This window comes from Streptomyces sp. NPDC048338, assembly GCF_043201055.1.
In the GTDB taxonomy this organism is placed as follows: Bacteria; Actinomycetota; Actinomycetes; order Streptomycetales; family Streptomycetaceae; genus Streptomyces.
In genome coordinates this window covers 455,881-471,476 of record NZ_JBICYQ010000004.1, presented here as the reverse complement: position 1 = coordinate 471,476, position 15,596 = coordinate 455,881, and the positions used below count along the sequence as shown (strand labels likewise).

Annotated in this window: 16 protein-coding genes and 3 pseudogenes; 11 read left to right on the top strand and 8 right to left on the bottom strand. The window is 68.5% G+C overall.

What is annotated here, in order from left to right; genetic code table 11:
• The first annotated feature begins 2 nt into the window (after positions 1 to 2).
• From thpD to ehuA, 5 genes are all read left to right on the top strand, one after another.
• Positions 3 to 905, top strand: coding sequence for an ectoine hydroxylase (gene thpD / locus ACGFZF_RS12490; protein ID WP_252310226.1), 903 nt, complete (start codon positions 3 to 5; stop codon positions 903 to 905).
• A gap of 88 nt (positions 906 to 993) precedes the next feature.
• A complete protein-coding gene (gene ehuB, locus ACGFZF_RS12485; RefSeq protein WP_252310225.1) occupies positions 994 to 1,911 on the top strand; it encodes an ectoine/hydroxyectoine ABC transporter substrate-binding protein EhuB in 918 nt (305 codons plus the stop codon).
• A 12-nt stretch (positions 1,912 to 1,923) separates the two neighbouring features.
• Positions 1,924 to 2,601, top strand: a complete 678-nt coding sequence (gene ehuC, locus ACGFZF_RS12480) for an ectoine/hydroxyectoine ABC transporter permease subunit EhuC (protein ID WP_252310224.1) — start codon at positions 1,924 to 1,926, stop codon at positions 2,599 to 2,601.
• On the top strand, positions 2,601 to 3,236 hold the full coding sequence (gene ehuD, locus ACGFZF_RS12475; protein WP_371593845.1) for an ectoine/hydroxyectoine ABC transporter permease subunit EhuD: 636 nt from the start codon (positions 2,601 to 2,603) through the stop codon (positions 3,234 to 3,236). Before ehuC ends, ehuD begins: the two co-directional genes overlap by 1 nt.
• 22 nt (positions 3,237 to 3,258) lie before the next feature.
• A complete protein-coding gene (gene ehuA / locus ACGFZF_RS12470) occupies positions 3,259 to 4,020 on the top strand; it encodes an ectoine/hydroxyectoine ABC transporter ATP-binding protein EhuA (RefSeq protein WP_371594664.1) in 762 nt (253 codons plus the stop codon).
• A 75-nt stretch (positions 4,021 to 4,095) separates the two neighbouring features.
• Here ehuA and ACGFZF_RS12465 read toward each other — a convergent pair whose 3' ends face one another.
• A complete protein-coding gene (locus tag ACGFZF_RS12465) occupies positions 4,096 to 4,773 on the bottom strand; it encodes a hypothetical protein (RefSeq protein ID WP_371593844.1) in 678 nt (225 codons plus the stop codon).
• Positions 4,774 to 5,105: 332 nt separating this feature from the next.
• Here ACGFZF_RS12465 and ACGFZF_RS12460 point away from each other — a divergent pair, with 332 nt between their 5' ends.
• Complete coding sequence (locus ACGFZF_RS12460; protein ID WP_371593843.1) at positions 5,106 to 5,540, top strand: hypothetical protein; 435 nt, start codon at positions 5,106 to 5,108, stop codon at positions 5,538 to 5,540.
• 224 nt (positions 5,541 to 5,764) lie between these two features.
• Here the strand turns inward: ACGFZF_RS12460 and ACGFZF_RS12455 are convergent.
• Positions 5,765 to 7,020 (bottom strand): annotated as a pseudogene (locus tag ACGFZF_RS12455) (IS701 family transposase).
• Positions 7,021 to 7,165: 145 nt separating this feature from the next.
• Positions 7,166 to 7,954: a class I SAM-dependent methyltransferase gene (locus tag ACGFZF_RS12450; RefSeq protein ID WP_024756398.1), complete on the bottom strand. Its 789-nt coding sequence runs from the start codon at positions 7,952 to 7,954 to the stop codon at positions 7,166 to 7,168.
• A gap of 149 nt (positions 7,955 to 8,103) precedes the next feature.
• Here ACGFZF_RS12450 and ACGFZF_RS12445 point away from each other — a divergent pair.
• Positions 8,104 to 8,253 (top strand): annotated as a pseudogene (locus tag ACGFZF_RS12445) (IS701 family transposase); the annotation flags it as partial.
• Positions 8,254 to 8,330: 77 nt separating this feature from the next.
• Here the strand turns inward: ACGFZF_RS12445 and ACGFZF_RS12440 are convergent.
• Positions 8,331 to 8,714, bottom strand: a complete 384-nt coding sequence (locus ACGFZF_RS12440; protein WP_327265437.1) for a hypothetical protein — start codon at positions 8,712 to 8,714, stop codon at positions 8,331 to 8,333.
• 163 nt (positions 8,715 to 8,877) lie between these two features.
• Between ACGFZF_RS12440 and ACGFZF_RS12435 the strand changes: the two genes are divergently transcribed.
• Positions 8,878 to 9,027 (top strand): hypothetical protein, encoded by a 150-nt coding sequence (locus ACGFZF_RS12435; protein ID WP_266354108.1) that lies wholly within the window; start codon positions 8,878 to 8,880, stop codon positions 9,025 to 9,027.
• A gap of 118 nt (positions 9,028 to 9,145) precedes the next feature.
• On the opposite strand, the gene ACGFZF_RS12430 is transcribed toward ACGFZF_RS12435, so the two are convergent.
• From ACGFZF_RS12430 to ACGFZF_RS12415, 4 genes are read right to left on the bottom strand one after another with little or no spacing between them, the layout of a single operon-like run.
• Positions 9,146 to 9,358 (bottom strand): hypothetical protein, encoded by a 213-nt coding sequence (locus ACGFZF_RS12430; protein ID WP_327382195.1) that lies wholly within the window; start codon positions 9,356 to 9,358, stop codon positions 9,146 to 9,148.
• A gap of 49 nt (positions 9,359 to 9,407) precedes the next feature.
• The gene (locus ACGFZF_RS12425; protein WP_393553645.1) at positions 9,408 to 10,706 is read right to left on the bottom strand and encodes an SLC13 family permease; all 1,299 of its coding nucleotides are present in this window, start codon (positions 10,704 to 10,706) and stop codon (positions 9,408 to 9,410) included.
• Positions 10,703 to 11,170 carry a CBS domain-containing protein gene (locus ACGFZF_RS12420; protein WP_266444438.1) on the bottom strand — a complete coding sequence of 156 codons (468 nt, stop codon included), beginning with the start codon at positions 11,168 to 11,170 and terminating at the stop codon, positions 10,703 to 10,705. The genes ACGFZF_RS12425 and ACGFZF_RS12420 overlap by 4 nt, the downstream gene beginning before the upstream one ends.
• Positions 11,157 to 12,431, bottom strand: a complete 1,275-nt coding sequence (locus ACGFZF_RS12415; RefSeq protein WP_266444435.1) for a sodium:proton antiporter — start codon at positions 12,429 to 12,431, stop codon at positions 11,157 to 11,159. Before ACGFZF_RS12415 ends, ACGFZF_RS12420 begins: the two co-directional genes overlap by 14 nt.
• Before the next feature lie 205 nt (positions 12,432 to 12,636).
• Here ACGFZF_RS12415 and ACGFZF_RS12410 point away from each other — a divergent pair, with 205 nt between their 5' ends.
• The 3 genes and pseudogenes from ACGFZF_RS12410 (at position 12,637) to ACGFZF_RS12400 (ending at position 15,559) form a co-directional block, all read left to right on the top strand.
• Positions 12,637 to 12,933 (top strand): hypothetical protein, encoded by a 297-nt coding sequence (locus tag ACGFZF_RS12410; RefSeq protein WP_266444433.1) that lies wholly within the window; start codon positions 12,637 to 12,639, stop codon positions 12,931 to 12,933.
• A gap of 201 nt (positions 12,934 to 13,134) precedes the next feature.
• Positions 13,135 to 13,547: pseudogene (locus tag ACGFZF_RS12405) on the top strand (flotillin family protein); the annotation flags it as partial.
• A 152-nt stretch (positions 13,548 to 13,699) separates the two neighbouring features.
• Positions 13,700 to 15,559, top strand: a complete 1,860-nt coding sequence (locus tag ACGFZF_RS12400) for a potassium channel family protein (RefSeq protein WP_393553750.1) — start codon at positions 13,700 to 13,702, stop codon at positions 15,557 to 15,559.
• Positions 15,560 to 15,596 lie beyond the last annotated feature (37 nt).

Sequence of the window (15,596 nt, the reverse complement as noted above, 5' to 3'; positions counted from 1 at the left end):
CCATGACCAACGCATCGACCCGCACCGTCACCGACCTGTATCCGACGCGGGGTTCCGAGGAGGTGCTCATCGGCCGCAAGGACCCGGTCGTGTGGTCCGAGCCCGGCACTCCCGGCCCGATGTGGGCCCACGAGATGGAGAGCTACGAGCGCGACGGCTTCCTGCCCGTCGACCAGCTCATCACGCCCGACGAAGTGGACCTCTACCGGGCCGAGATGGACCGACTGCTCCGCGACCCTTCGACGCTCGCCGATGACAGGTCCATCGTGGAGCCGAAGTCCCGTGAAGTCCGCTCCGTCTTCGAGGTGCACCGGATCAGTGAGGTGTTCGCGGCCCTCGCGGCCGATCCGCGCATCGTGGGGCGCGCGCGGCAGATCCTGGGCTCCGAGGTGTACGTGCACCAGTCCCGGATCAACGTCAAGCCCGGTTTCGGCGCCAGCGGCTTCTACTGGCACTCCGACTTCGAGACCTGGCACGCCGAAGACGGCCTCCCGAACATGCGCACCGTGTCGGTGTCCATCGCCCTGACCCCGAACTACGCCACCAACGGCGGGCTGATGATCATGCCCGGCTCCCACCGGAGCTTCCTGGGCTGCGCCGGGGCGACGCCGAAGGACAACTACAAGAAGTCCCTCCAGATGCAGGACGCCGGCACCCCGTCGGACGAGGCCCTCACCAAGTTCGCCTCGGCCTGCGGCATCAAGCTCTTCACCGGCAAGGCCGGATCCGCCACCTGGTTCGACTGCAACGCGATGCACGGGTCCGGCGACAACATCACGCCGTACCCCCGCAGCAACGTGTTCCTGGTGTTCAACAGCGTCGAGAACCGGCCCGTGAAGCCCTTCGCGGCCCCGGTGCGCCGCCCCGCGTACATCGCTTCGCAGGACTTCACCCCCGTGGGCTGACCGATCCGACCAGATCCGGCCGGCCGGTCCGGCACGAACCGGACCGGCCGGCCCCGCTCCCGCTCGACCGGCCACCGAAAGGAACGAGATGCCCCAGCACAAGGCCCTGTCCCGAAGAGGGTTCTTCTCCCGAACGGCGCTGCTCGGGGGCGCCGTCCTGGCTCCGGGTCTGGTGGCCGCGTGCAGCCGCACCCAGGTCGGCACCGGAGCTCCTTCCGACGACGGGAAGCTGCTGGAGAAGCTCCGCGCACAGGGGTACGTCCGCATCGGATTCGCGGGCGAGGCCCCGTACGGGTTCAAGGACGGCAACCGGCTGGCCGGCGAGGCGCCCACCCTGCACCGGGAGATCTTCTCCGCCCTGGGGGTCGCCGAAATGCGCCCCACACTCACCGACTTCGGCGCGCTGATCCCTGGACTGCTGGCCGACCGTTTCGACGTCGTCAGCGCCGGCATGGCGATCACCCCGGAACGCTGCGCCAAAGTCGCTTTCTCCGAGCCCGAGTTCGTCTCCCCGACAGCCCTGATGGTGCCCAAGGGCAACCCCAAGGGCCTGAGCGACCTGAAGTCGGTGGCTTCCACCGGGGTCACCGTGGGGGTGCTGACCGCCGCCGTCGAGGCGACGTACGCCAAGGGGGCCGGTGTCGGCGGATCCTCGGTCAAGTCCCTCGCGAAGCAGCAGGACGGGCTCGACGCGCTGGTGGCCGGGCGGATCGACGCCTTCGCGCTGACGGGCATCTCGCTGCGCTGGCTCGCCAAGACCAACGCGGAAGCACCGGTCGAGGTCCTGGAGCCGTTCGTGCCGGACCTGAACGGCACACCCCAGTACAGCCCCGGCGGTGCGGTCTTCCGGCCCGGCTCCACGGCCCTGCGCGACGCGTTCAACGGCGAGCTGGCGAAGATCACCGGCGATCCGGACCGCTACGTCGCTCTGATCGGCCAGTACGGGTTCACCGCGCGAGAGGTACCGCCACCCACCTTGCGCACCGTCGACCTCTGCGCCGTCTGACGAGCACCGCACATGACCGGTTTCTTCGAGGAATTCGTTCACGCCCTGCCCAGTGTCGGCGAAGGCGTGGCGGTCACCCTCCTCGCCACCGCGCTCAGCGCGGCCGTGGCGCTGATCGTGGCCTTCGCCTTCGGACTCCTGACACGCTCGACCCGGCTGCTCGTGCGGGGACCGTCCCGGTTCACCGTCGAGTTCTTCCGCGGCACGTCCCTGTACGTACAGCTGTTCTGGCTGTTCTTCGCCCTGCCCGTGCTCGGCTTCCGTCTGGAGCCCATGGCCTGCGCCGTCGTCGCCTTCGGGCTGAACTTCGGCGCCTACGGATCCGAAGTGGTCCGCGGCGCACTGGAAGCTGTCCCCCGGACCCAGTGGGAGGCGGCCGTGGCCCTCGGGATGAGCCCGCGGCAACGCATGATCAGGGTCGTGATGCCCCAGGCCTGGGTGCAGATGATCCCGCCGTTCGGGAACCTGCTCATCCAGCTGCTCAAGGCCACTCCCCTGCTGTCCCTGATCACCATCGCCGACCTCACCTTCGAGATGGACCAGCTGAGGTCCCTCACGGGCAGCACCGCCCAGGCCTATCTCGCCGTCCTGGTGATCTACTACGCCATCGCCGCCGTACTCAACTCGTTCATGAGGGCGGCCGAATCAGCGGCGAAGACCCGGCTCGGCCAAGATCCGGGGGGTTCCTGATGTGGTCCTGGGAAACAGCCCGCGAGGGCCTGCCGGTAGTCCTGAGCGGCTTCGGGATCACACTGCTCGCTACCGTCCTCGGCTCGGCCGTCGCGATGCTGCTGGGCCTGGTGCTCGCCGTGGCACTGCGCACGCCGACGCGCTGGGTCACTCTGCCCCTTCGGGTCATCGCAGACTTCGTCCGGTCGACGCCGTTGATGATCCAGCTGTTCGCCGCCTGGGTCCTCGTCCCCGGGCTGAACGCGCTGACCCTGGGCATCGCCGTGCTCGGCATCCACTACGCGACGTACACCTGCGAGGTGTACCGCGCGGGGATCGACGCCGTGCCCCGGGGCCAGTGGGAGGCCTGCACCGCGCTGTCGCTGCCCCGGCGACGGGTGTGGCGGGCCGTCATCCTCCCGCAGGCGGTGCGCAACGTCCTCCCCGCCCTGGGCAACTACGTGATCTCCATGTTCAAGGAGACCCCGTTCCTGTCGGTGATCGCCGTCCAGGAGATGGTCCACCGGGCGAACGAGTACGGCAGCGTGCACTTCGCCTATCTCGAAGCCTTCACCCTGGCCGCCGCGGTCTTCCTTCTGGCCAGCTATCCCACCTCCGTGCTGATGAGACGACTGGAGAAACGCCTTGCCCGGTGAAACACAAGCCGCGGACGTGGACATGGTCCGCTTCGCGGGCGTCATCAAGCGGTTCGGCATCCAGACCGTCCTCGACGGACTCGACCTACGGGTCGCCCGGGGCGAGAAGGTCACCCTGATCGGGCCCAGCGGCTCGGGCAAGACCACCATCCTGCGCCTGCTGATGACCCTGGAACGGGTCACAGAAGGCACCATCCACGTGAACGGGAAACCCTTCTCCCACATGCCCGCGGGCGCCGGCAACACCCTGGTCCCCGCCGACGAGAAGTACCTCGCCGGGCCGCGCCGCCGGATCGGCATGGTCTTCCAACAGTTCAACCTCTTCCCTCACATGAAGGTGCTGGAGAACGTGATGGAAGCGCCCGTGCACGTCCTGGGCCTGAGCCGGGACGAGGCAGCCGAGCGGGCGCGGGAACTCCTGGATCTGGTCGGGCTCTACGACAAGCGCGGCGCGCACCCGACCCGGCTCTCCGGAGGCCAGCAGCAGCGGGTCGCCATCGCCCGCGCACTGGCCATGCGGCCGGACGTCCTGCTCCTCGACGAGGTCACCTCGGCGCTGGACCCGGAACTGGTCGCGGGCGTCCTCGACGTCCTGCGCGACATCGCGCGGACCACCGACATCACCATGCTGTGCGTGACCCACGAAATGGGATTCGCCCGGGACGTCTCCGACCGGGTCCTCATGTTCGACCACGGCCGCGTCCTGGAAGCCGGCCCACCGGAGCAGCTCTTCGAAGCACCGGCACACGCGCGGACCCGGGCATTCCTGAGTGCGGTGCGGTGAACCGGGCTGCCCGGCGGCGCGCTTCGTGGAGACCTGGACGGGCCTGATGGCACCGACACCCCCGTGGGGCCCGGCTCACTTCGTGACGCGGTAGCGGAAGGCGTCCATGGTCAGAGTCTTCTCGGCGGCGGGCATGGAGATCGTGAACTTCTCACCGAACGAGTCGTAGGTGGTGGTACTCGTCCTGCCGTCACGCTTCGATTCCAGCAGGAGCAGCCGCTGCTCTGCATCGTCGATGAAGTAGACGTCTTCGGTCTTTCCATCGCCGACTCGTACCGCTCCGGCCTGCCTGCCTCCTACGGTCCGGTCCTTCCCCTTGGCCCGGCGTCCGGTTTCGGCGATCTTGAAATACATCGCGCAACCGCCTTCCGCTTTCGTGGTCACGTAGGCCGATCTCAGCTCCGCGGGAACGGTGATCTGCTGGCCCCGCTGACGCAGGGCTGCGGCGAAGAGGTCGGCGCTGGTGTAAGCGGTTCCGTCTTTGCAGTAGATGTCGCCCAAGGTGGCGCCGGTAACCTCCATGTGGAGACCTTGGACAGGGTCGGACCACATTTCCTGCTTCCCGCCGGCGAAGGCGGTAGTGGTCCCCGACGAATGGAACGACTCGGTCTGCATCCGCGTGTTCGCGGCCTTGGCGGCCGCCACGGCGTCGGCGTCGGGCTTTGCCCCGCTTCCGTCCCCGCAGCCCGTCAGGGTTGTGGTGAGCACAGCTGACAGGAAGACGGACCAGACGGTGGAATTCTTCATGTGCATCGGTGGGACAGTCTCTTTCGGACCAGTCGGGACCAGAGCCGCAAGGGGGCGTCCAGCGTTCCGGAGTCGCCAGTGGCCTCCATCGCCGTGGGTCCACAGCCTTGCACGATGCGCCTGCGGCGTCATTGCCGTTCCCCGGCAGAGAAGATCGCCACGAAGTGCCGGAGCCTGAAGGGGCCTACAACAGGGCTGCACGGCTGAACGCGAAAGCGCCTACCGTGCGGTTGGCGGGACCCAGCGATGGGCCGCGACGCGCCGAGGCCGCTTGCAGGGGAAAGGGCGAAGGATGCAGTTGCTCAGCTTCGGCTCGATCGAAGGGGAGGGAAGGAACCATGACGACGTGGGGACTCGTTCTGGAGACCACGGTGGGCTTGGGAGAGCGCAAGCACACCGAAGCCTACGTAATGGCGCACGTGGAGGGTCCGCGTGAGACGGCTCTGGCAGAGTTGGAGGAGCGGGCGCGTGCTTACAGTCCGGAGCACCCCAGGAGCCCTAAACGCCGCCGTCTGTTCCGCAGCGATAACGGATTCCTGCTGGTGATCGACGGCGCATGGCAGTCTCACGCCACGCGCTTCTCCGTCGCCGAGCTCATGGACGACACCGACCGCCCAGCACCGGCGGAAGCGGTCGGCGACGGGTCGGCGGCGCCGAAACCGGAGCCGGAGCCGCAACCCGTGGCGCCGGCTCTGCCAACCGTGACTGTGGAGCGCGACGAGGACGGCGTACCGGTGAAACCTGCGTGGCTGGGACGTGCAGACCTGGCGTGACTCTCCGGATGCCGTGCGTTGGGGTTTGGCCGGTGTCATAGGCTCCGCCCCAGTGAAGAGCCGCCGAGCACAGGCTGGGGCTGTCATGCCGATGTGGAACGGGAGCGGGTTTGGGGGCTGCCGGGTGGAGCTGACCCGACTGGCCTTGCCTCCTCCTGCCGGGACCCGATCAGGGAGTAGCCGGCCGGGCCGGTCCCTAATACTCCAGCCGTAGATCGTGATCTTCATGGCTGGGCGGCTGCTTGCCGTCGGTAGTGGCAGTCGCGGGCGCGGGCCTGGTGTCGGCGTCGCCAGTGTGACCAGCGGAGTCGGTGCGCGAGGTCGTGGGCCCGGCTGGTCAGGGTGGTGAACAGGCGTTGGATCTCGGTGCAGGTCAAGGGGATCAGGTCGTCGGGGGCGGGGTGGTCGCGGCGTTCGGCGGCTGCGGTGACGGCGAGGAAGGCGTGGGCGAGCATCGCGAGGGTGACCCAGCGGTGCCAGGAGGTCCAGCGGCGGACCTGGTGCTCGTCCAGCCCCGCCAGGCCCTTGCCGGCCTGGAAGGTCTCCTCCACCGTCCAGCGCCGTCCGGCCACCCGCACCAGGTCGGACAGCGGGACGGAGTGGGGTGAGAAGCAGCGGTAGAAGGCGAGTTCGCCGCTTCTCCGGTTGCGGCGGACCAGCAGCCACCAGTGCCCGGGCCGGTCGGCGGGGCCGTGGATGTCGGCCTGGGCCCAGTCGTAGTACCGCTCGCCCTTGGCGCCCGCTCCGGCCGAGCGCCGCTGCCAGGCCCGTTTCGGGATCTTCGCCACGATGGCCTTGGCCGGTAACTCCCTGCCACCGTGGTGACTTGGTGGGTGCTGGAGACTGCCAGGACGTAGCCGGTCCGGCGGTCTTCCAGCGCGGCCCGCAGGTGCGGGTTGTCGCCGTAGACCTCGTCGCCGGCGACCCAGCGGGCGGGCGTTCCCGCATCCAGGGCCCGGGTGATCATCCGAGCCGCCAGTACCGGCTTGGTCGTGAAGGTGAGGTCTTCGGGGATGCCGGCGGTCCGGCAGCGGTCGAGGTCGTCGGTCCACGAGCGCGGGACGTACAGGGCCCGGTCGATCGCGGCATGCCCGCAGGCGGCGGAGTAGACGAGGTAGACGGCGACCTGGGAGTTCTCGATCCGGCCCGCCGTGCCGGTGTACTGGCGCTGGACGCCGACCGTGGCGGTGCCCTTCTTCAGGTCGCCGGTCTCGTCGACCACCAGCACGGCTTCGTCATCGGCCAGGTGCTCGACCACGTAGGCGCGTACGTCGTCGCGGACCGCGTCGGCGTCCCACTTCGCGCGGTGCAGCAGGTGCTGCATGCCGTCCGGGGTGGAGTCGCCCGCGTGCTCGGCCAGCGTCCAGCAGTTCTTCCTTGGCAGGTCCGCCAGCAGGCCCAGCACCAACGCCTTTGCGTGGCGGCGTGGTTCGACCCGCGCGAACCGGCCCGCGATACGGCCCGTCAGCTGGTCGAACATCGACCGCCACCGGGCAGGCACTACGCTGTGACCTGCGGCCACCGCCTGATCTTCGTTGGTCGACACAACTCACGATGATCAACGGTGGCCGCAGCCGTCTCCGCACCGGCCCCGACCAGCAAGATCACGACCTACGGCTGGAGTACTAGTCGGCCTGCAGGACGAAGAACAGGAAGCACAGGAAGCGCGGCTTGGCCGCGATGGCCTCGGGGAACATCTCGCGGGCGGCGGGATCAGGCTCCGGCTCGCTGATGACCGTAATCCGGAAACCGGCCCCGATGAAAGCCTCGATCATCGCGTGCAGCGGCCTGTTCCACCTGCTCACCAGGGCGGTATGGCCGCCAATGGTCCACTCCACGGTCCATTTGGTGGTGTCGAAGTAGTTGTGCTCGGCCTCGCGACCGGCCTCGCGGTGTATGAGGTTGATGGCAAAGGGATGGTCGACAGATGCGATCAGCCGACCGCCGGGCCTGAGTACGCGTCGCAGCTCGGCCAGCGCCGGCCCCCAGTCCTCCAGATAGTGCAGCACCAGGGACGCCGTTACATCGTCGAATGTGTCATCAGCGTAAGGAAGCGGGCTGCCCAGGTCCGCCACCTGCAGGTCCGCACCGTCGCCGAGCCGCCGCCGAGCCAGCTCCAGCATCCCGGCACTCGTGTCGAAGCCACTCACAACGGCGCCACGGTCGCGCAGCGCGGCAAACAGGGCCCCCGAGCCGCAGCCGGCGTCGAGAATCCGTCGGCCGGCCACGTCTCCAGCGAGGGCCAGCATCGCGGGCCGCTCGTAGTAGGCATTGACCAGGTTGGTTTCGTTTGCGGCCGCGTACGCCTCGGCGAAGCTGTTGTAGTCGTTGGTCTTCGACGGTTCCGCACTCACTGCGGACGGCGAGACCAGCTTGGTGGAGATCGCGTGCTCTTGGCGCTCACTTGAGATCATGGTGCGGGAGACGTGTGCTGCACCAGTTCAGTTCCGGGCCGCTCCCGACGGCCCTCACATCCTTCGAGATCCAACGAGCCGTTCGTTCCCGAGTTCGTCCAGCACCGCCCGGTGCAGCCGACGCCACAGGCCGGCCTCGGTCCATACCGACCTGCACCGAGATCCAACGCCTGTTCACCACCCTGACCAGCCGGGCCCACGACCTCGCGCACCGACTCCGCTGGTCACACTGGCGACGCCGACACCAGGCCCGCGCCCGCGACTGCCACTACCGACGGCAAGCAGCCGCCCAGCCATGAAGATCACGATCTACGGCTGGAGTACTAAGTCAGCTTTTCCGGTGAGCAGCGGGTCGACAAGCACGGAACCCAATGGATCAGATGAGCCACAACCACAGACTGATCGCGGCCAACAGCGCGACGAGGAACTGGACCGTCATGGCAATGGACCACTGGCTCTCCCTGGCAAGGCCACCTTGTTCCTCGTTGGCAGCACTGCGGGCGAGCTCTTGGCGACGACCCAGCAAACCCAGCGGGAAGGCCAAGACGACCAGCGAGTACATGGACAGGGCCTGTTCGGGCAGCATGCCCTCGGCGCAGTAACGCGTGGTCGCGAATGCTGCCATGCCCACCGGCGCGAGGATCATCCTCGCTTTGATGCGTTTCGTCGGCATCCACGAGACGAGAGTCATCAGGAAGACCGCAGTGGTCACTGTGGCGATGAGCCACCAGGCAGGGACGGGTATCGCGGCCGCGTTCACGTTTCATCTCTCCTTTGGCACGCGGGGTCCAGCGGCCGAGTTCGCCGGGCACCGCCCGAATGCCGTCGCCGTCTTGCACTTCGGCGTCTGAGCGGTGCTGGTCCCCCGTACCTTGATCCTCTCGCCCGATGGAAGACAGCGCATTGCCGTTGACCGGCAGTCTTTGCGCCCTTTTGATGCCAGTGGCAGCGCCCGTCACTGCCCGCCTCACGCTGATCTCCAGCAGCCCGGCAAGGCGGTGGAGATCAGCGGCCTCAACGACCCGAGCGCCGACCTGCGCGGCAAGCTCACGGGCGAACTCACCGGCCACTGAGGCACACGTGGGCTAGAGCACAAGATCCCGGCCGTCGGCCGGGGCCCCGTAATCTCATGGCCGCAGCAAGATCAGCCAGGGCGTGGCAGCCACCGGGTCCGAGGCGTGGGCCCGTTCCTCAGGGAGTGCCGCTCCTCCGGGTCGCACGGTGAATGCGGCGGCGCAGCCAGTGGGCCGTTTCGCCGAGGCTGATCAGGAGGGCGGCGCTCGCGGCACACCCCACCAGGGCGGCGGGCGAATCGCGGACGTGCCTTCCGGCCCAGAAGAGGAGGGTGAGTGATCCCCACCACAGGACTATGGAGACGGCATCCGCGCGCCGGTTGTAATTCATGTACAGGCTCCGTTCTTCCCTGGCCAGTGCGGTCGGGGATGGCCATTCGTCACGCCAGGGCGAAGTAGCGAAGCCACAGGTAGAGGGCCGAGATGGCGATGGTGACGGCGGTGACGACGAGGCCGTATTTGGTGAACTGCCAGAAGGTGATGGGGTGGCGGTTGCGTTCGGCGATGCCGAGGACGACGACGTTGGCGGAGGCTCCGATGGCGGTGGCGTTGCCGCCGAGGTCGGCGCCCAGCGCGAGGGCCCACCACATGATGTGGTCGGGGTCGCCGCCCATGTCGGTGACGAGTTCGCTGGTGATGGGGGCCATGGTGGCGACGTAGGGAATGTTGTCGACGATCCCCGACAGCACGGCCGATCCGCCCAGCAGGAGCATCGTGCCGCCCAGTTGGGCTCCGCCGATGACGTCCGCGAGGGAGCTCGCGAGCTCTGCGATGACGCCGGTCTCGATGAGCGCGCCGACCATGACGAACAGTCCGGCGAAGAAGGCGAGGGTCGGCCATTCGACCTCGCCCAGCACCTCCCCGGTCTCGACCTTGGAGATCGCGATCAACAGACCGGCGCCCAGGAGGGCGACGATGCTGGGCGCGTAGTGCAGCACGGGGTGCAGGACGAAACCGGCCACGACCAGGGTCAGAACGCTCAGACCCTGAATGAGCAGCCGGGGCTCTTTGATCGCCTCGCGTTCGCGCAGCTCCATGATCTCCGCGGCGCGCTTCTCGTCGTAGACGAAATGCTTGGCGAACATCAGTCGACACAGCAGCACGAGGACGATGGTCAGGACCGCGGCCAGCGGCGCGAGGTGGACCAGGAAGTCGTTGAAGGTCAGGCCGGCCCGGCTGGCGATGATGATGTTGGGCGGGTCGCCGACGAGGGTGGCGGTGCCTCCGATGTTGGAGGCGAACACCTCGGCGAGCAGGAACGGCACCGGCGACAGCTTCAGTCGGTCGCACACCAGCAGGGTCACAGGGGCGACCAGCAGCACGGTGGTGACGTTGTCCAGCAGCGCCGAGGCCACCGCCGTGATGACGATCAGCATGGCCATCACCCGGAACGGTTTCGCCTTGGCCTTCTTCACCGACCAGATCGCCAGGTACTCGAAGAGCCCGGTCCGCTTGAGGACGCCGACGATCATCATCATGCCGAGCAGCAGGAAGATGACGTTCCAGTCGATGCCGGTCTCATCCGAGTAGAAGGCCGACGTGTCGTCGGTGGCCCCGATCGCCAGCATCAGAGCGGCACCGCCGAGGGCTGCGGCGACGCGGTGGATCCACTCGGCGATGATCAGGATGTAGACGCCCGCGAAGACGGCGACTGCAGCCCAGCTCTGCCAGCCGCTCACGCCCCGCCTCCCACGTCGAGCAGGTGACGCATCAGAGAGGCGGCCGAGACCACCCCCACCAACCGACGCCCGTCGTCGTCCCGGTCGATGACGGCCACCAGCGGGACATGGGTACGCGCCATGAGCGCAGCGATCTGCAGGATCCCTGCCTCAGGGCCGACGAACGCCGGCTTGAAGGAACGCCCCGGGATCCACTGGGCGACGGTCTTGCCGGCCAGGTCCTCGGTGAGGCTGTCGGCGTGCCGGTCGTCGATGACGGCCGCGAGCAGCGGGTCCTCCATGACGTACTCGGGCAGCAGCTGACGCACCAGCTGGGACCCGGGCACCACTGCGTACGGCGCCCCGTCGGATTCCAGGACCAGGAGTGCGGCAAGGTTGTGCTCTGCGACCAAGCGGACCGCGTCCACGGCCCGGTCGTCGGTGGTCACGTGTGGGTAGGGCTCAGCGAGATCACGGGCGATCATGGCGCTTCTCCTGGTCGGGGGCAATGCTCGGGGCGGGAACGGTGTCGGTCGGCTTCGGGGCGTGGTCGTGGTCGTCGTTCGGGATGCCTGCGAGGTCTTCCACGTCGAAGAGGCGGGCGATCGGTACGTCGGTGCTGGAGTGGGCGATGATCGAGAAGGCGATACAGACCGCGATCAGCGTGTACGCCTTCTCACCCTCGGGGATGCCGGCCTGGAGAACGAGCAGGCCGTAGACGACGGACGCGAAGCCCTTGGGGCCGAACCAGGCGGCGACCAGCTTCTCCCGCCGCTCGATCCGCGCACCCAGCAAGGACACCAGCAGGGAGGCGGGACGGATCAGCACGATCGCCAAGACCACGGCCACGTACCCGCCCACCGACAGGTCCCCGAACAGGGCGGGGGTCAGCAGGGCGCCGAAGACGAGGAGGGCAGCGAACTTGGCCAGCTCCGCGAGCATCTCTCCGAGCGGCTCGAAGACCGTCTTCGCCTCGGGCGAGACGGAGGCCAGGACGGCGCCGGCGGAGAACGCGGCCAGGTAGGGGTTGGCGTGAGTGAGGTGGCACAGCCCGTACAGGATGATCCCGGTGGCCAGCGGCAGCAACGGCTGGAGCTTCGGCTCGGCGCCCAACAGCCTCAGCCGTACCAGCGCCGCCACCGCCAAGGGCAAGGCGACGCCGAAGACCAGGCCGAGACCGAGCTCCAAGGCGATCTCGCCGACGGAGGCGTCCGCCTGGCCGGAAGTGGGGCCGGCCGCGGCGATGAGGAGCAGGACGACGGGCAGCGCGAGGCCGTCGTTGATTCCGCTCTCCACGTTCAGCAGCTGCCGCAGCCTGGCCGGGACTTCCTTGCGGCCCACGATCGCCGAGGCGAAGACCGGGTCGGTCGGCGCGAGCACGGCGCCGACGAGGAACGACGTCGTCCAGTCCAGCCCCACCAGGTAGTGGGTGATCAGCGCCATACCGGCCATGGCCAGCGGCATGCCCAGCCCCAGCGCCCGTGCCGGGTTCTTCCAGTTCTGCCGCAGCTTCGGGAACGAGACGTGCATGCCGTCGGTGAACAGCACCGCGAACAGGGCCAGATCGGCGGTGACCGAGACGATCTCGCTGTCGGCCGTAATGTGGATCAGCCCGAGGAAACCGTCGCTGACCAGAGCCCCGCCCAGCAGGAACAGCAGCGAGGTGGAGAGGACCGTGCGGGCGGCAAGCCCGGACAGCAGCACGGCGACCAGCAGCGCCACACCGAATACAGCGACGAGCACCATGACGTCAGACTCCGATCCGCGAAGAGAGAGCTATCCCCTATCGCCGACCAGACTTCCCGGCACACCACGGCGGACTTTACACGTCCCTTACGTTGCATTGACGGCTCCCTAACGGCAGCCCGACAGGCCGTACTTTGCCGAACTCCGGCATGAACGTGTCATGAATGCCTCGTCTTTCGTGGACTTCCGACCCCGAGAGATAGCGATGAACGGCAACCCCGCCTACCACGCGATTGCCCTCGCAGCGGTCGTGCTGCTCGTGCTGCCCGTTTTTGTGGCGATCCTCGTCGGCTGGACGCCACGCGGCCTCCGCGGGCGACGGCCGGCAGCCCGCCCCTACGCCTGGGCCCTCCTCTGCCTGTACACCCTCATGCCGCTCAACGCCGTCCCCCGCGTGCTGGTTTACACGGGTCTGGGCTTCGTTCCCGTCACGGCCGCCCTCATCTGCTTCATCCAAGCCGGGCGCGCCACGCGGCAAACCGATTCGCAGCGGGTGTCCTGAACAGTGGGCAGCCTCAGCACCGCTGCATGGGTGCGCCGCAACATGACCGAGCGCCGTCTGGCTGTCACCTGGTAGCGGCAGGGGTTCCCGCCACCCTGGTTGGTGCTGCCTCTACATCCTTCCGGGCCCAGGCTTCCCCCTCCTGGTCATCGGGCTCTCCCTGCTGGTCGCTGGGCATGTGATGCCGGCATCGGCCCACAAGCGCTCCCCCAGCGGACGCTGTACCTGCGCGAGGCCGAGAACAAGGCCGAGACCGACGCGGCGACCGCCCAGGCCAACGCCGCAGGTCCCTCGCCGACGCCGACCGGCGCAGCAGATCCTCGCCGAGCAGGAAGCGGTCGCCGAACGCCAGTCGGCACTGACCGACCGCCAGCTCGACACCCCCGTCCGCAAGCCCGCCGACGCCCGCCGCTACCAAGCCGAACAGGAAGCCGAAGCGCTCCGGGTCGCCCGCGTCAAGCAGGCCGAAGCCGAGCGGCTCGCGGCCATCGCCGCCGCCCAGGCCGAGGCCGAGCGGGCCCGGCTGACCGGCGAGGGCGAGAAGCAGCGCCGCACCCGCCATCGCCGAGGCAGGACTCCTGGAGGGCGACGCGGAGGCCGCCGCCATCGCCGCGAGCACTTCCCTTGATCATCCGCGTGACCGAGAGGGCATCCTTAGGGCGTGACTTCAACCTACGGGCAGCAGCAACAGACAGACCAGCAAGTCGGGATGGTCGTCTGCGGCGACGACGGGCTCGCTCGCCGACTCGCTGCCGAGCTGCGTGACGTGTACCGGGAGCACGTCACCCTCGTCGTACCCACCACCGGCGAGGCTCGGTCCAGCTCTGCCCGCAGACCGGCCGGCGGAGGGCGATTCGGGCTGCTGGGACGGATTCCGGCCGCGCGAGCAGCCATGGCCGACGCCCAGGCGACAGCAGTACGTGGACGCACACTCGAGGCGGGAGAGCCAACAGAGGAGGTGCTCGCCGCCGCAGGAGTGACCCGAGCTGCAGCCCTGGCGCTCGTGTACGAAGACGACGCCACCAACCTGCGCGCCGCTCTGATCGCTCGACGGCTCAACCCACGACTGAGACTGGTCATCCGGCTCTACAACCGTAAACTCGGCCAACACCTGGAGGAACTCCTGGACCAAGCCGCGATCGTCGCGGAACCAGGCATCGACCTGCGGGAACTCGACTCCTCGACGACCGTGCTGTCGGACGCCGACACCGCCGCGCCCGCCCTCGCCGCGACGGCAGTCGCAGGCACCAGCAAGATCGTGCAGGCGGACGGCCTGCTGCTGCGAGCGGTGGAGCGCACACCCCCGCAGCGTGGACAGACTGCCGACCCCGGCCTGTGCACGTTGGCCTTGCTCTCGGCGACGACCAGCGATCCGGCCGGCAACGAGGGGTCCGAGCTCAGCGGAGACCAAGGCCCGCAACTGCTGCCCGACGACCGTGAGGTGGCCGCCGCGACAGGGCGTGGCATCGTGGCCCTGGAAGCGGTGACCCACACGGGAGCCGCGCAGGCCGCACCCCGACTGGGCCCCGCTGCGCTCCCGTTCGGCTCGCTCTTCTCACGGCAGCTGCGCTGGTCACTGGTCGGCATCGTGGCGGCCGTCGCTGCCATAGCCGCGGCCTCCTGGCAGACGACGGGGGAACACCCCCTGCATGCGGCGTACATCACCCTCCTGGACATCTTCGCGATCAACGATCCGGCGGTGGACGAGCCGCCGCAGCGCCAGGTTCTGCAGATCCTCTCCGGCTTCGTCGGCCTGCTCCTGCTGCCGGTCCTGGTGGCGGCCGCATTGGAAGCCCTGGGAGCCTTCCGCACGGCGACGGCCCTTCGGCGGCCCCCGCGCCGCCTGTCCGGGCATGTGGTGCTGCTCGGCCTCGGCAAGATCGGGACACGCGTACTGGTACGGCTCCACGAGCTGCAAATCCCTGTGGTGTGCGTCGAGAACGACCCCGAGGCCCGCGGACTGGCCCTCGCCCGCCGCCTGCGCATCCCCGTCGTCCTCGGCGACGTCACCGAAGAGGGCGTGCTGGAGACCGCCGGCATCCACCGGTCCCACGCCCTGCTCGCTCTGACCAGTTCCGACACCACCAACCTCGAAGCGGCGCTCTATGCTCGCTCAATCAACGCCGAGGTTCGTGTGGCCCTGCGCCTGTACGACGACGGCTTCGCCACAGCCGTCTACCGCACTCTGCGAGCCGCGCACCCCACCGCCCTGACCCGCAGCCGCAGCGTCACTCACCTCGCCGCCCCCGCCTTCGCCGGAGCGATGATGGGACGACAGGTACTGGGCGCCATCCCCGTCGAGCGCCGCGTCCTGCTGTTCGCCGCCGTCGATGTGGCAGGCCATCCACAACTCGAAGGCCGCACCATCACCGAATCCTTCCGTCCTGGAGCCTGGCGGGTGATCGCCATCGACGCCACCGCACTCGAGGAACGCCGGCCCGACCTGGCCTCCTCCGCACGTGAAGACGACGGCCGACACCCCGGGCTGATCTGGGAGCTCCACCCAGGCTACGTACTCAGGCCGCAGGACCGTGTCGTCCTGGCCGCCACCCGCCGCGGTCTCGCCGAACTCCTCGGCCACGTGGCCCCCCACACCACAGACCATCCAGGTGGTGGCTACCGCTGAGGACTCCAGGAGCACGGTCGACTGCGACTGCCGCCTG